14 protein-coding genes are annotated in these 14568 nt (G+C 36.9%); 5 read left to right on the top strand and 9 right to left on the bottom strand.

Going from position 1 to position 14568, the window contains the following annotated elements; all coding sequences use genetic code 11:
* Positions 1–59: 59 nt before the first annotated feature.
* The 4 genes from H560_RS0119955 to apaG all read left to right on the top strand — a co-directional run bounded on the left by H560_RS0119955 (position 60) and on the right by apaG (position 5873).
* On the top strand, positions 60–1100 hold the full coding sequence (locus tag H560_RS0119955) for an SRPBCC domain-containing protein (protein WP_027381606.1): 1041 nt from the start codon (positions 60–62) through the stop codon (positions 1098–1100).
* Positions 1101–1224: 124 nt separating this feature from the next.
* Positions 1225–4041 carry a 2-oxoglutarate dehydrogenase E1 component gene (locus H560_RS0119950; protein ID WP_027381605.1) on the top strand — a complete coding sequence of 939 codons (2817 nt, stop codon included), beginning with the start codon at positions 1225–1227 and terminating at the stop codon, positions 4039–4041.
* 99 nt (positions 4042–4140) lie between these two features.
* Complete coding sequence (odhB, locus tag H560_RS0119945) at positions 4141–5403, top strand: 2-oxoglutarate dehydrogenase complex dihydrolipoyllysine-residue succinyltransferase (RefSeq protein ID WP_027381604.1); 1263 nt, start codon at positions 4141–4143, stop codon at positions 5401–5403.
* 80 nt (positions 5404–5483) lie between these two features.
* Positions 5484–5873, top strand: a complete 390-nt coding sequence (apaG, locus tag H560_RS0119940) for a Co2+/Mg2+ efflux protein ApaG (protein WP_034753389.1) — start codon at positions 5484–5486, stop codon at positions 5871–5873.
* Positions 5874–5966: 93 nt separating this feature from the next.
* Here the strand turns inward: apaG and H560_RS0119935 are convergent, their stop codons facing one another.
* The 3 genes from H560_RS0119935 to H560_RS0119925 are packed head-to-tail and all read right to left on the bottom strand — an operon-like array spanning position 5967 to position 8443.
* The gene (locus H560_RS0119935; protein ID WP_027381602.1) at positions 5967–6521 is read right to left on the bottom strand and encodes a 3'-5' exonuclease; all 555 of its coding nucleotides are present in this window, start codon (positions 6519–6521) and stop codon (positions 5967–5969) included.
* Between the two features lie 59 nt (positions 6522–6580).
* The gene (locus H560_RS0119930; protein ID WP_027381601.1) at positions 6581–7552 is read right to left on the bottom strand and encodes a glycosyltransferase family 2 protein; all 972 of its coding nucleotides are present in this window, start codon (positions 7550–7552) and stop codon (positions 6581–6583) included.
* A 6-nt stretch (positions 7553–7558) separates the two neighbouring features.
* Complete coding sequence (locus H560_RS0119925) at positions 7559–8443, bottom strand: lysophospholipid acyltransferase family protein (RefSeq protein WP_027381600.1); 885 nt, start codon at positions 8441–8443, stop codon at positions 7559–7561.
* 79 nt (positions 8444–8522) lie between these two features.
* On the opposite strand from H560_RS0119925, the gene H560_RS0119920 reads away from it, so the two are divergent.
* Positions 8523–9092, top strand: coding sequence for a thioredoxin family protein (locus tag H560_RS0119920; protein ID WP_027381599.1), 570 nt, complete (start codon positions 8523–8525; stop codon positions 9090–9092).
* 94 nt (positions 9093–9186) lie between these two features.
* Here H560_RS0119920 and rplI read toward each other — a convergent pair whose 3' ends face one another.
* The 6 genes from rplI to H560_RS0119890 all read right to left on the bottom strand — a co-directional run bounded on the left by rplI (position 9187) and on the right by H560_RS0119890 (position 14535).
* Positions 9187–9702 carry a 50S ribosomal protein L9 gene (rplI, locus tag H560_RS0119915; RefSeq protein ID WP_027381598.1) on the bottom strand — a complete coding sequence of 172 codons (516 nt, stop codon included), beginning with the start codon at positions 9700–9702 and terminating at the stop codon, positions 9187–9189.
* Between the two features lie 179 nt (positions 9703–9881).
* On the bottom strand, positions 9882–10184 hold the full coding sequence (gene rpsR, locus H560_RS0119910) for a 30S ribosomal protein S18 (protein WP_002979091.1): 303 nt from the start codon (positions 10182–10184) through the stop codon (positions 9882–9884).
* Positions 10185–10215: 31 nt separating this feature from the next.
* Entirely contained in the window at positions 10216–10557 is a 342-nt protein-coding gene (gene rpsF, locus H560_RS0119905) for a 30S ribosomal protein S6 (protein ID WP_027381597.1), read from the bottom strand.
* Positions 10558–10657: 100 nt separating this feature from the next.
* Positions 10658–12016, bottom strand: coding sequence for a chloride channel protein (locus H560_RS22120; protein WP_034753386.1), 1359 nt, complete (start codon positions 12014–12016; stop codon positions 10658–10660).
* 314 nt (positions 12017–12330) lie between these two features.
* Positions 12331–13644 carry a dihydrolipoamide acetyltransferase family protein gene (locus H560_RS0119895; protein ID WP_027381596.1) on the bottom strand — a complete coding sequence of 438 codons (1314 nt, stop codon included), beginning with the start codon at positions 13642–13644 and terminating at the stop codon, positions 12331–12333.
* A gap of 63 nt (positions 13645–13707) precedes the next feature.
* Positions 13708–14535, bottom strand: a complete 828-nt coding sequence (locus H560_RS0119890; RefSeq protein ID WP_027381595.1) for an SAM hydrolase/SAM-dependent halogenase family protein — start codon at positions 14533–14535, stop codon at positions 13708–13710.
* Between the last annotated feature and the right edge of the window lie 33 nt (positions 14536–14568).

Raw genomic sequence — 14568 nt, 5'->3', positions numbered from 1 at the left:
TTCCCCATCATAGTGATCAACATATTGGTCACTTTTGTTATTTTCAATACATTTGTGCGATGCGTTTTATAAAGATTATTGCGGTATTTATTATTTTGCTGGTTGGGGCCTATGCGGGTTCTATGTACTATTTTGTGGATGAAAGCAAAGATTTCAAGATTGAAAAGGAGATTGATTATCCTGTTGAGAAAGTTTTCGGACAGTTTAATAACCTGCAGAATTTTACACGCTGGAATAATTTTTTTACAAGCTCCCAATCTATTGATATTGATTATTATACGCCGTACGAAGGGCAGGGAAGCTCTATCAGCTACGTAGACCCTAAAAATGATACGGACGGGGAAATGTTTATCCGATATGAAAATCCAAACAGAACGTTGAGGTATCAGCTTTTCGAAGACAGAAATGAAAGTCCTACTTTGGTGGACGTAAAGTTCAAAGCCGTTTCACCCACAAAAACGAAAATTACCTGGATTGTTCAGACTCCGAAATTATCTGTTCTGCGACGGGTTGAAAATTTCTGGACAGAAGACCGTTTTGCAGAAAATATCGATAAAAGTATGGTGAATCTTAAAAATGTTCTGGGTAATAAAGTAGAAAAAGACAACCAGATGGCCGCCATAAAATACGACAGCCTGATGGTGGAAAATGAAGAATCCAAACTATTATTGGGAATCAACGTAAGCACATCGAATAAAAAAGACGCCCTTTTCAGAAATATTGTAATGAATTATAATAAAATTTACAATTATACTACCATGGATTTAGGCAAAAGAGACGATGAATTCGGGTTCCCGACATTGATTACCGATGCCGACAATTACAAGGATAAGGAAGTATCTTATTACCTTGGAATTCCACTTTCCAAAAAGTTTGGGGTTACAGATAATAATTTCAGTTTCAGAACAATAAATGCTTCACAGGATTACGTCATGTATTACAAGGGAACCTATGAAGGAAGGGTAAAAGCAATCCAGCAGCTAATCCAGAAAGCAAAAAAAGACGAAATGCGTTTTGGAGATATCCGGCAGACTTTCCTGGAACGCCCGACGGAAGGTCAGAACGTGAATATAAAGCTATCCCTGTCGGTGTACAAGTAGATTACCGAAAATTATTTCTTTCATAGTTATTTTTAATGGTTTAGGGCTGTTCCACCTCGGTTTTTTTTATTAAATTTGAAGATTAATTCTACAAATAAATTTTAATAATAGATAAACTGTAATAATGGACAGATTTTCATTCCTAAACGCAGCTCATTCTCAGTTAATTGAGGATTTATACCAACAGTATTTAAAATTCCCGGACTCTTTAGAACCATCATGGAAAGCCTTCTTTCAAGGTTTCGATTTTGCTTTGGAGACCTATGGTGATGATGATAACGGCCAATATATTCCAACTTCGGCAGCTTCGGCTCCTGCAGTACAGCAGGCAACTCAGGCAGCATCAAACGGGGAGGTTCCTGAGCACATCAAAAAAGAATTCAAGGTAGTAAATCTTATTGAGGCTTACAGAACGAGAGGACACCTGTTTACGAAAACAAACCCGGTTAGAGAAAGAAGACATTATACACCTACTTTAGATATCGAAAATTTCGGACTGAGCAGTGCGGATTTAAATACAAAATTCAACGGGGCGGTAGAAATCGGTTTCAAAGAACCTGCAACTTTACAGGAAATTGTTAACCGTCTGCAGACGATTTACTGCGATTCTATCGGGGTTGAATACATGCATATCAACAATGTTGAAGAAAAAGATTTCATCAAAAGATGGCTTCAGGTGAACGAAAATCATCCAAGCCTTTCGGCTAATGAAAAAACGGAAATTTTATTAAAGCTGAATCAGGCTGTTGCGTTTGAAAATTATCTTCATACAAAATTTGTGGGTCAGAAAAGATTCTCATTAGAAGGTGGTGAAACGTTGATCCCTGCTTTGGATCAGCTGATTTCAAGATCTTCCCAGCTTGGTGTTGATGAAGTTGTTTTAGGAATGGCGCACAGAGGAAGGCTGAATGTTTTAACTAATATTTTCGGGAAATCTTACAAGCAGATTTTCTCAGAATTTGAAGGGAAAGAGTTTGAAGAAGATGTATTCTCTGGTGACGTGAAATATCACTTGGGTTCTTCTAAAAAGATCAAGACTGCTTCAGGAGAAGAAGTTTCAATCAACTTAACACCGAACCCGTCCCACCTGGAAACGGTTGCAGCCCTTGTAGAAGGGATCTGCCGTGCAAAAGTGGATGATAAATATAAAGGGGATTATTCTAAAATTTTACCTATCGTAATCCACGGAGACGGTGCTATCGCTGGTCAGGGTATAGCCTATGAAGTTGCTCAGATGATGACTTTAGAAGGATACAGAACGGGTGGTACAGTGCATATTGTTGTGAATAACCAGGTTTCATTTACAACAAACTATATGGATGCAAGGTCTTCCACCTATTGTACAGATATCGCAAAAGTAACGGAATCTCCTGTAATGCACGTGAATGCAGATGATGCAGAAGCGGTGGTTCATGCGATTCATTTTGCAGCTGATTTCAGAGCGAAGTTTGGAAAAGATGTTTATATCGACTTATTAGGATACAGAAAATATGGCCACAACGAAGGTGATGAACCTAGATTCACACAGCCTAATTTGTATAAATTAATTTCAAAACACCCGAATCCAAGAGAAATTTATAAAGATAAATTACTGAAGGACAGCGTTACATCAAACGATGTTATTGCTAAAATGGAGGCAGATTTCAAAGGTCTTTTGGATAAGGATTTCGATGCTTCCAAAGAAATTGAGAAAAACGTAATGGATGTTTTCATGGCAGAGGACTGGACGAATTATCCTATCGGAAAAAGAGGAGCCGTTCAGCAGCCTGTGGATACTAAATACGACTTAAATAAGCTGAAAGAGCTGGCAATTAAAATGTCAACACTTCCTGCTGATAAAAAGTTTATTAATAAAATTACAAGACTTTTCGAAAACAGAATCAAGGCTATTGAAGCAAATTCTTTAGACTGGGCTCTTGGAGAATGGCTGGCTTACGCTACACTTCTTGTAGAAGGTCACAACGTAAGAATTTCCGGTGAAGATGTGGAAAGAGGAACATTCTCACACAGACACGCTGTTGTGAAAACTGAAGATACAGAGGAAGAATATATCCCGTTAAGACATGTTTCGGAAAGCAGATTTGATGTATACAATTCTCACCTTTCGGAATATGGTGTTTTAGGGTTTGATTATGGTTACGCAATGGCTTCTCCTAATACATTGACGATTTGGGAAGCTCAGTTCGGGGATTTCGTAAATGGTGCTCAAATTATTGTTGACCAATATTTAGCGGCGGCAGAAGAAAAATGGAAAATTCAGGACGGACTGGTAATGTTATTGCCGCACGGTTCGGAAGGGCAGGGTGCAGAACACTCTTCAGCAAGACTGGAAAGATTCTTAACGCTTTGTGCTAATGAAAATATGGTAGTGGCGAATATTACTTCTCCTGCCAACTATTTCCATTTATTAAGAAGACAATTGAAATGGTCATTCAGAAAACCATTAATTGTTATGAGCCCGAAATCATTGCTAAGACATCCGAAAGTGGTTTCTCCATTAGAAGATTTTGCAACAGGAGGCTTCCAGCCTATCTTGGACGATCCTACGGCCGATCCTAAAAAAGTAGAGAAATTAGTTCTGTGTTCTGGTAAATTATACTTCGAGCTTTTAGCTAAAAAAGAGGAATTGAATGCTGAAAATATTGCTTTGGTAAGATTCGAGCAATTGTATCCGCTTCAGGCAGATGCTATTGAAGCAGTATTCAGCAAATATGAAAATAAAAAATCAATCATTTGGGCTCAGGAAGAACCTGAAAATATGGGTGCTTGGTCTTATATCTTAAGAAATTTTAGAGATACGGGAATTCAGGTAATTGCTCCGGTTCCAAGTGGTGCTCCGGCTCCCGGAAGTCACAAAATGTTTGAGAAAAACCAAAATGCAGTTATCAACAGGGTATTCGACAGAGATGATGCTCCTGTAAAAAGACCTGTAACAGCTTAAATTAAATTTAGAAATTAGAGATTAGAAGTTAGAAATTTGTCTTTTGTCTATTTTCTTAAAGTCCAAAAAAATAATAAATAAAAAAATAAAAAATACGATATGTCAGTTTTAGAAATGAAAGTTCCTTCACCGGGCGAATCAATAACAGAAGTTGAAATTGCAACCTGGCTTGTGAAAGATGGTGATTACGTAGAAAAAGATCAACCAATCGCTGAAGTAGATTCAGATAAAGCGACTCTTGAATTGCCTGCGGAAGAAAGTGGTGTTATTACTTTGAAAGCTGAGGAAGGTGACGTTGTACAGGTAGGACAGGTAGTTTGCCTTATTGATATGGATGCTGCAAAACCTGCGGGTGGTACTGCGCCGGCTGCTGAAGCTCCAAAAAAGGAAGAAGCTCCAAAAGCTGCTGAACCTGCAAAACAGGAGGCTCCAAAACCTGCTGCTCAACCGGTAGCTGCTGCAACTCAAACGTATGCAACGGGTGCTCCGTCTCCGGCAGCTAAGAAAATCCTTGACGAAAAAGGAATTGATGCTTCTCAGGTTTCAGGTTCCGGTAGAGACGGAAGAATCTCTAAATCTGATGCTGAATTAGCGGCTGTTCCTGCATTGGGAGGAAACCCTGTTTCTGCTACAGGTTCAAGATCTACAACCACTACAAAACTTTCAGTTCTTAGAAGAAAAATCGCTCAGAGATTAGTTTCTGTAAAGAATGAAACAGCGATGTTAACGACTTTCAATGAAGTTGACATGTCTGAAATCTTTAGATTAAGAAAACTATATAAGGATGAATTTGCTCAGAGACACGGAGTAGGACTTGGTTTCATGTCTTTCTTCACAAAAGCGGTTACAAGAGCATTACAGATGTATCCGGATGTAAATGCATCTATCGACGGAGATTTTAAAGTAAACTATGATTTCTGCGATATCTCAATTGCGGTTTCAGGTCCTAAAGGACTTATGGTTCCTGTATTGAGAAACGCTGAAAATATGTCTTTTGCTAGCGTTGAAGCAAATATTAAAGATCTTGCTACTAAAGTAAGAGACGGTAAAATCACTGTAGATGAGATGACTGGTGGTACTTTCACTATTACAAACGGGGGTACTTTCGGGTCTATGATGTCCACACCAATCATTAACCCTCCTCAATCTGCAATTCTTGGTATGCACAATATCATCCAGAGACCGGTAGCGGTTGACGGGCAGGTGGTAATTCGTCCAATGATGTATGTTGCAATGTCTTATGACCATAGAATTATTGATGGTAAAGAGTCTGTAGGATTCCTTGTTGCAGTAAAAGAAGGTATTGACAATCCTGTTGAAATCTTACTAGGTGGAGACGAAAGAAAAGGTCTTGGATTATAAATTTTGATAAATTATAATATAAATTTCTAATCTCGCCTTGAAAAAGGCGAGATTTTTGTATCTATTCAAGAAATACTAAGATGATGTTCTCAAAAATGACTTCTAATATCAGAGTTTCAGTAGTACCTGAATATGATAGTAAAAACAGTTATCCATCTGAAAACAGATACGTTTTCAAATACAATATAACGATCGAAAACCTTGAAAATTTTCCTATAAAAATTCTTAAAAGAAAGTGGTTGATTTTTGATGTTGGTTTTGGTTATACGGAGATAATCGGTGATGGGGTAATAGGTTTGACACCTGAGATACCTAATGGCGAAAGCTTTGCTTATTTCTCAAATGTGATGCTTCGTTCCGGAGTAGGGAATATGAGCGGAAAATACCTGGTAAAAAACATGGAAACCCAGGAAAGTTTTGAAATAGACATTCCAAAATTCAATCTACTATCAGAAGTTTTAAGTAATTGATTGAAGCCAAAGAAAAGCAAATTAGCTATAAACGAAGAATTCATAATATTTTCATAAATCTGCGTAAATCAGCAAGAAAATTATTCTTCAAAATTACAGTTTCTTAATCTTCATCTTCATATAATCAGAAACCTCTTCATTGCTGGTAAGAAACAGCTTTTCAAAAGCCAGTAAAGAAATCTTTGCACAGACTTCCGCATCATCACCCGCCCTGTGGTGATTGAACTTAATCTGATGATATTCGGCCAGATGTTTCAGCCCGTATTTTGGAAGATAATTCCATGATTTTTTTGCAAGCTGGATGCTGCACAGGTAATTTATTTTCGGGGTAAACATTCCGTAATGATTCAGGCAGCCTCTTAAAACTCCGGCATCAAACCCTGCATTGTGGGCAATCATTAATGTTCCGTACATCATTTCCTCAACTTCATACCAGATTTCATCAAACGTAGGAGAATCTTTCACATGATCCGGAAGGATACCATGAACGTCTACATTATAAGGATTAAAATAAGGAAAGCTTGGCGGTTTTATAAGCCATGTTTTAGTTTCAATAATTTTAGAGTCCTGCACAATACAAACGCCTAATTCACAAGCAGAATTTCGCTCGTGTGTGGCTGTTTCAAAGTCTATTGCACAAAAATCCATTTAAAATTGTTTAATGTTTTGGATTTAAAGTATGCCTAACCCCTAATCCCTAAATCCTATTATCTAAAAAAATGTTTAAAAATCAACCATTTCATCTGATAAAAATCATCTTTCTGATATTTCTGTCGACGTTTCCAAGTTTCTGCAGCCTGTGCATAAAACCCAAAATGTGCCCTTGCTACTGCCCACAGATGGGAAAACCCATTTTTATATGCAAAATAGAAAGAAGCAATCCCGTCAAGACAAAGTCTGAAAAAAATTATCCATATAAGTCTTGGGAATGGTAGATTTTTCAGCATCATGGAAAGGTTATTTCTTATGTTTAAATAAGTTTTTTGTGGGCTTTGTTTATTCAAAGTTCCGCCGCCTACATGATAAACTTTTGATTTTCCGGTGTAAAAAATTTTCTTCCCGGAATTAATCAATCTCCAGCAAAGATCAATTTCCTCCTGATGTGCAAAAAATCTTTCATCAAAACCCTGCTGTTCCCAAAAATCTTTTGAACGGATAAAAAAGCAGCATCCTGAAGCCCAGAAAATCTCCGTTTCATCATCATATTGGCCTTTATCTTCTTCCAGATCATCAAAAATTCTTCCTCTGCAGTAAGGATATCCTAAGTTATCAATCATACCGCCGGCAGCTCCTGCAAATTCGAAATAATTCTTTTGATGAAAAGATAAAATTTTAGGTTGAATTGCTGAAATGGAAGAATCTTTTTCAAATAAATTTAAGACTGGTTCGATCCAGTTTTCGGTAACTTCTACATCAGAGTTAAGAAGACAGTAATATTCGTTTTTTATTCCCTTTAATCCTTCATTGTAGCCTCCTGCGAAACCATAGTTTTTATCATTTCTGATAATCTTTACGGAAGGGAAATTATTCTGTAAAAATAGGATAGAATCGTCTGTAGACAGGTTGTCAATCACATAAATATCGGCATTGTGGGAGAATTCTACCACATCGGGAAGAAACTTTTCAAGCCAGTTTTTCCCGTTCCAGTTTAATATGACAACAGCTAATTTCTTCAACATGAGAACCTATATTTTTTCCGAATCAAAATTTTTAATGGAATCCTGATATTTCCATTTTCTATGTGACCAAAGATAATTGTCAGGACGTTTATTTAAAGTGTTTTCCAATAATTTATGGAATTTTTTTACCACTTCATTTTCTGTGAATTTTTCTCCGTCAGGATAAATTCTGTGATAATTTACCTGATAAAAACCACGCTTCACCTTTTTCATTTCACAATAAATAAAAATAAGGTCCATTCTGGTTGCTAATCTGTCATATCCGGTAAAAACGGGTGTTCTCTGGTTGAGGAACTCCAGACCGTAGGTAATATGGGCAAAATGCGGTGTCTGATCCGCTACAAACATATAGGCAGAGCTTCCGTCATTTTTTGATCGTACGATATTTAAAATCACTTCCTTGGCTTCTAGGGCTTCGTTTCCGAACTTATTCCGGACCTTTTTCATCTGATTTTCCCAGAAATCACTGTTTACTTTCCTGTAAACGGGATGGCAGTGATCCTGTGGAATTACTTTCGCCAGAGCATTGATCCATTCCCAGTTAAATACGTGCCCGGCCAATAAAATTATGTTTTTTCCTTCCTCTTTTGCTTCATGGAAAAGTTCCTGATTGATGTGCTGCATCCTTACCCGGGATTCGGTTTCAGAAATACTGAAGGATTTAATGGTTTCCACCAAATAATCAGAAAAATTAAGATAGAATTTTTTTCTGATCTCAGCGATTTCATTATCCGACTTTTCAGGAAAGGAGTTCTTAAGGTTCTGCGTGATTACATTTTTCCTATATCCTACAATGTAATAGTTTAAAAAAAATATAATATCTGAAAATATATACAAAATTTTCAGTGGCAGCTTGGATATTAAATATAATATTTTGATCAGGAAATTCATAAAACATGCAAATTTACGGATAATAAAATTATGGTTCTATTTTTGCTTCAAATAAGTATTATTTTTTTATTTTTATGGTATGAAAAAGTCAATTTTAGCAGCGTGTTTGGGATTAAGTTTTTTCGCTTTTTCTCAGGAGCTGAAAGATAAACCAAATGCAAAAGAAACGGATAAAGCTTTATTGGTAAAAACAGACCATGCTGAGCTGGATGCAAAGAAAAAAGCTGCCGAAGAAAAAGGCAAGCTGCCAAAGCCATACAATCCTAAAGCAGATGCGGAAAAAGATATTCAAAACCTGATTGCTAAAGCAAAAAAGGAAAAGAAAAATATCATGATTCAGGCGGGTGGTAACTGGTGTATCTGGTGTCTGAGGTTTAACCAGTTTGTACAGACAACTCCCGAGCTGAAAGCTATTGCAGATAAAAACTTCGAATATTATCATTTGAATTATTCCCCGGAAAATAAAAATGAGAAAATTTTCGGCCAGTACGGAAATCCGGGAGATAAGTTCGGGTATCCTGTTTTTATTGTTTTAGACAGTGACGGGAAGATGATCCATGTTCAGAATAGTGAAGTTTTGGAAGAAGGGAAGGGATACAGCCTTGAAAAAGTAAAGGAATTCTTTAATCAGTGGGCTCCGAAGTCGTAACCGACGAAACAATTTAATGACAATTTAAAATTAGTCAGCATAAAAAAACCACTTCAATCTGAAGTGGTTTATATTTTTGAGAAATCTCGTCTTCTTAAGCTTCTTCAGAAGGAGTTTCTTCTACTTTTGCTTTTGGAGCAGCTGGTTTAGGAGCTTCTACCGGAGCATCAGATACGATGTCAAATTCGAAGTTATATTCTACGTTTCTGTGTAATCTGATGTTTGCAGTTACTTTACCAGTTCTCTTAATAGTGTTTCCTGGGATTTTGATGTATTTCTTCTCTACAGAAACTCCAGCTTTTTCAAGAGCAGCAGAAAGGTCTGCATTGTTGATAGATCCGAATAATTTGTCACCAGAACCTACTTTTGCAGGGATTGTAACAGAAGTTTTCTTCAATTGTTCTACTACAGCGTTTGCAGCAGCAACTAATTTAGCTTCTTCTTCTTTTCTAGCTTCTAATGTAGCTTCTAAAGCAGCTTTGTTTTTAGGTGTAGCTAAAAGAGCAATTCCCTGAGGAATTAAGAAGTTTCTAGCATAACCTGGCTTTACGTTTACTGTATCAAACTCAAGTCCTAAGTTTTCTACGTCTTTTTTTAGGATAATTTCCATTGTTGTTGTCCGTTTTTTAGTTTTAGAGAAAAGAACAAAGAAAGAAGAAAAAAGACAGGAGTCTTAGAAATTATTTCTTTTCTTTAATCTAAAAATCGTTAGAATTAATTATTATTCAGCAACTTAAAAAAAGAGAAAAAGACCGGAATCTTTACTCTTTTTTCTTGTTTCTTTATTTCTTACTTTAATAAGTCAGCTACGTATGGTAGTAAAGCAAGGTGTCTTGCTCTTTTGATAGCAGCAGAAACTTTTCTTTGGTATTTTAAAGAAGTTCCAGTATATCTTCTTGGTAAAATTTTACCTTGTTCGTTCACGAATTGTAATAAGAAATCAGCATCTTTGTAATCAACGTGCTTAATTCCGTATTTTTTGAATCTACAATATTTCTTTTCAGATTTTGTATTGATATCAAGCGGAGTAAGGAATTTTACTTCAGATTCTCCTCCAGCTGAGGCTTGTTTAGCCATTTCGTCTATTGCCATGTCTTGTCTTTTTAAAAAATAGGGTTAATAATTAAGCTTTAGCTGTTTTTACTTTAGTTCTTCTAGTGATAGCATAATCAATAGCATGCTTGTCTAGTTTTGTAGTAAGGTAACGGATTACTCTCTCGTCACGTTTGAAAGCTAATTCAAGATCAGCTACTACAGAACCTTCTCCTTTAAATTCGATTAAAGTATAAAATCCGTTCTTTTTCAATTGGATTGGATAAGCTAATTTTTTTAAGCCCCAGTTTTCTTTAGCAACGATTTCGCAGTTCTTTTCTTTGATAAGATCTTCAAATTTTTTCACTGCTTCCTCCACCTGTGCGTCAGATAGAACGGGAGTTAAAATGAAAACAGTTTCGTAATTGTTCATAATGTTAAATGAATTTGTTAATTATTTCGAGGTGCAAAAGTATACATTATATTTATAATATGCAAGAATTTATTGGGAATAAACAAGATAAAAGACAGTTTTAGTCTTTATGTTCCTCACTTCTTATCTCGGTTAAGAAATTTGCTTTAATCACATCATACAAAGAATGTCTGCTCACCAGGATTGAAGCAATGGATGAAACCATCCCTGCAAGCATTAAATGAAAGATCAATGAATGCCTGTCGGTCATTTCCAGAACAATAATGGCTGATGTAAACGGCGCCCTTGTAATTCCTGTAAGAAAAGCAACCATTCCTCCAAGAACTACTACGTTGGTTTCATTCGGGGTTAAATTAATAGCACCCGAAATTACGGAGCCGATACTTGCTCCGGCCGTTAAAGCAGGCGCAAAAATACCTCCCGCACCTCCGGAAGTAAAGGAAAGAGCAGGGCCCAGCATTCTTAAAATAGGGACGTACCAGTCTTCATGCTTGTTCTCTGTAAAAAGAACCCGTTCCATAATTTCTTTTCCGGAACCCAGAATTTCCCGGTTAAGAAAAAAAGCAATAGAAGCAATAACCAAAGCACATATTACTAAAAATATAACATTGGCCTTATCTGTTTTCAGCTTTCTTTTTTTCCAGTCACTCATTTTGAGCATGATTACTGAAAGCTGGCTGGCCATGATTCCTGCAATTCCTGCAACAAGAATAATAGGGAACATTACCATGAGCGAAACATCATTGGTTTTCGGATAACCCAGGTATAAATAGGATCCTGCCAGTGTCTGAGCAGTAAGACCGGCAATGATCACCGCTGTGAATAAAGCTGTTTTAAAATAATTGATATGCGTTTTTGAAAGTTCTTCCACCGCAAAAACAATTCCTCCAAGCGGGGTGTTGAAAGCGGCTGCCAGTCCGGCTGCCGCACCCGTCATAATCATGTTTTTCTTTGAAATTTTCGGCCACCAGTCGGGAAGATATTCGTTTACCTTTCTGAAAACAGAACCTGCAATCTGGATGGTAGGACCTTCACGACCTACCGCTCCACCTCCGATAACAAGTACAACGGATGATATTATTTTAAAAACAATAATTTTTAAGCTTAAAAGACTTCTGATTTTTCTGTGTTCTTTCGGGTTTGCAAGCTCTACGGCTGCCATTACCTGTGGAATTCCGCTTCCTTTGGCATTAGGGGCAAATTTTACCAGCCACCAAGATAATACAAAGCCTATCGGTGCGATAATAAAGATCATCCACGCATGCCAGTTCATGATAAAGTGTAAAAGATTTTCTCCCCACGCAAATATTTTAGCATACATCACCGCAAAGAAGCCGGTAATCACGGATCCGATCCAGAAAGGAATGGCCTGAAGAAGATTATGCTTCAGCTGTTCGTTTCGGATATTGTCAAATGATTTTTTAAGGCTTTTTCTTGCAAGGGATAATATTTTCAACATACCCTCAAATTTAATCTAATTTTTATTAAAATGAAAAAAAATGAATTAAATATCTTTTAAAAATTTCGAAATCTGTAATTAATTTGGATAAAAGTGAGTTTGTTCATTTATACAAAGTTTATTTAGATTAATGAAATAAATTATTGTGACAACTTTGTATAAAGTTGATTAAAAGGTTATTGTAGGCAAACCTAACAGGTTTTATAAAACTGTTAGGTTTATATAGGATAATAAAAAAACCTCCGAAAAAATCGAAGGTTTATATATACTGAGACTGGCAAATTACTCATTACCAATTACTCATTACTTATACATTATATTTCCGTGTTCAAATCCCAGTTTTCAAGGTAATCGTGAACATGCTTCAGCATCATTCCGCCCAGAGATCCGTCTACCACTCTGTGATCGTACGAGTGAGACATGAACATTAAGTTTCTGATCGCAATGACATCTCCGTCCGGTGTTTCAAGAACTGCAGGTTTTTTAACGATAGCTCCGATGGCTAAGATGGCAACCTGAGGCTGGGGAATAATAGGCGTTCCCATTAAGTTTCCAAAGCTTCCTACATTTGAAATAGTGTAAGTTGCTCCCTGAGTATCTTCCGGTCTTAATTTTTTATTTCTGGCTCTGTATGCAAGGTCATTAATCGCTTTTGCTAATCCTGAAAGAGATAATTGGTCTGCATTTTTGATTACGGGAACAATAAGATTTCCGTCCGGTAAAGCTGTAGCCATACCGATATTGATGTTTTTCTTCTTGATAATATTTTCACCGTTTACAGAAACGTTGATCATTGGGAAATCTTGGATTGCTTTTACAACCGCTCTTACGAAAATAGGCATGAAAGTCAGTTTTTCTCCCTCACGTTTTTCAAAAACAGCTTTGTTTTTGTTTCTCCATTTTACAACGTTGGTAACGTCTGTTTCAATGAAAGAAGTTACATGCGGTGCAATCTGCTTGGCTTTCACCATGTTTTCCGCAATGATTTTTCTCATTCTGTCCATAGGAATGATCTCATCACCCGCCGCTACAGTGATTGTAGAAGCCGGAGCTGATGTGGCAACCGGTTGTGGAGCAGAAACATCCTGCTGTACCGGAGCTGCCTGTGGAGCCGGCTGGCTTCCTCTGTTTTTTACGTAAGCTAAAATATCTTCTTTGGTAATTCTTCCTTCCAAACCGCTTCCTTTAATGGATTTAAGTTCAGACTCTGAAATATTTTCCTGTTGTGCAATTGATTTTACAAGAGGAGATAAATAAAGGTCTCCTGAGAATTCTTGTGCGGAAGCAGCCGGCTGAAGTGGCTGTTCTATTGTTTTTAAAGTTTCTGCATCCGGAGCAGGTGCAGCTTCTGTTTTTAGTTCTTCTGAAGCCGTATTTCCGCCTTCACCTTCAATTTCTAAAATAGCAATGGCTTCACCTACTTTTGCAACTTCGTCTTTCTGCTTTAAAATCTTTACGATTTTCCCCGAAACTGGTGTCGGAACGTCTGAATCTACCTTATCTGTTGCAATTTCTACTACGGAATCATCTTCTTTTACACTATCACCTTCGTTGAACAACCAAGTGATAATTGTCGCTTCCATAACACCTTCTCCCATGGAAGGAAGCAATAATTTGTATTCTGCCATTTTTAATTTTTAGATTTTGACAAATATATAAAAAAAATCGTTTTTTTTATGAAATATTTAATTTTAGAAAAATTCGATGTAAATATTTTCGCCAACATTCAATCCGAATAAACTTTTTGCACCGTTTTTCCTGCTTCCCTTATAAATTGTAAGCTCTAAAAGCTGACTGTCATTGAAAATTGCCGCAGACTGCCCGTGGAATTCCGTCTCCCTGGACCAGTCTGAAACCACTTCCGTATGGCTGGAAAAGATTCTGGAAAGACTTAAATTCCTGAATTTTATCGTAAAATTTTCGTATCCTCTGCCTGTAGTTTCAAAAAAATCTTTGCTGATATTTGAAATAATATTTCCGAAATTATCAATGTAAGTTACTTCTCCAATGATCATTTTTTCCGGCTCATTATAAACCGGTTTCGGGAACATCAGTTCCTTGACGTGCTTTATTTTTCTGCCGATAACTTCGGGAAGTCCGCCATTGGCCAAATGTACCGCTGCCGGAACAAAAACATCCGTAGAAGTAAAGTTTACAATGTCATCAAACCTGTTATTTAAGGTAATTTCGTAAATAGCTTCAGGCTTTATATCGAAAAAAATAAGGCTCAGAAGTCCGTTATCTGCTGCCAGAAAGTAATGCCCGTCCGCCTTGTACAGGATATTTTTCCTTGATTTATGGTGAAAGCTGTCCACAGAAAGAATGTGGATGGTGCCTTTTGGGAAATATTTATAAGCGTTCCTTACAATGTAGGACGTCTGAATGAGATTAAAAGCCTGTGTGTCGTGAGAGATGTCAACAATATTCACCTCAGGCTTTAGGGACAGGATTTTGCCTTTTACAGCAGAAACTCTGTAATCTAAATTTCCGAAATCAGAAGTAAGGGTAATAATTGACATGAGTAGTTCTAGAAATGATCGTGCTGCAAATTT

The sequence above is a fragment of the Chryseobacterium daeguense DSM 19388 genome (assembly GCF_000430825.1).
GTDB classification, from domain to species: domain Bacteria; phylum Bacteroidota; class Bacteroidia; order Flavobacteriales; family Weeksellaceae; genus Chryseobacterium; species Chryseobacterium daeguense.
The sequence above is the reverse complement of the archived record's forward strand: the minus strand, read 5'-3'. Positions and strand labels throughout refer to the sequence as shown.

Coding starts and splice junctions, on each gene's coding strand:
- H560_RS0119955 (WP_027381606.1), top strand. CDS start 60: ATGCGTTTTATAAAGATTATTGCGGTATTTATTATTTTGCTGGTTGGG.
- H560_RS0119950 (WP_027381605.1), top strand. CDS start 1,225: ATGGACAGATTTTCATTCCTAAACGCAGCTCATTCTCAGTTAATTGAG.
- odhB (WP_027381604.1), top strand. CDS start 4,141: ATGTCAGTTTTAGAAATGAAAGTTCCTTCACCGGGCGAATCAATAACA.
- apaG (WP_034753389.1), top strand. CDS start 5,484: ATGATGTTCTCAAAAATGACTTCTAATATCAGAGTTTCAGTAGTACCT.
- H560_RS0119935 (WP_027381602.1), bottom strand. CDS start 6,521: ATGGATTTTTGTGCAATAGACTTTGAAACAGCCACACACGAGCGAAAT.
- H560_RS0119930 (WP_027381601.1), bottom strand. CDS start 7,552: ATGTTGAAGAAATTAGCTGTTGTCATATTAAACTGGAACGGGAAAAAC.
- H560_RS0119925 (WP_027381600.1), bottom strand. CDS start 8,443: ATGAATTTCCTGATCAAAATATTATATTTAATATCCAAGCTGCCACTG.
- H560_RS0119920 (WP_027381599.1), top strand. CDS start 8,523: ATGAAAAAGTCAATTTTAGCAGCGTGTTTGGGATTAAGTTTTTTCGCT.
- rplI (WP_027381598.1), bottom strand. CDS start 9,702: ATGGAAATTATCCTAAAAAAAGACGTAGAAAACTTAGGACTTGAGTTT.
- rpsR (WP_002979091.1), bottom strand. CDS start 10,184: ATGGCAATAGACGAAATGGCTAAACAAGCCTCAGCTGGAGGAGAATCT.
- rpsF (WP_027381597.1), bottom strand. CDS start 10,557: ATGAACAATTACGAAACTGTTTTCATTTTAACTCCCGTTCTATCTGAC.
- H560_RS22120 (WP_034753386.1), bottom strand. CDS start 12,016: ATGTTGAAAATATTATCCCTTGCAAGAAAAAGCCTTAAAAAATCATTT.
- H560_RS0119895 (WP_027381596.1), bottom strand. CDS start 13,644: ATGGCAGAATACAAATTATTGCTTCCTTCCATGGGAGAAGGTGTTATG.
- H560_RS0119890 (WP_027381595.1), bottom strand. CDS start 14,535: ATGTCAATTATTACCCTTACTTCTGATTTCGGAAATTTAGATTACAGA.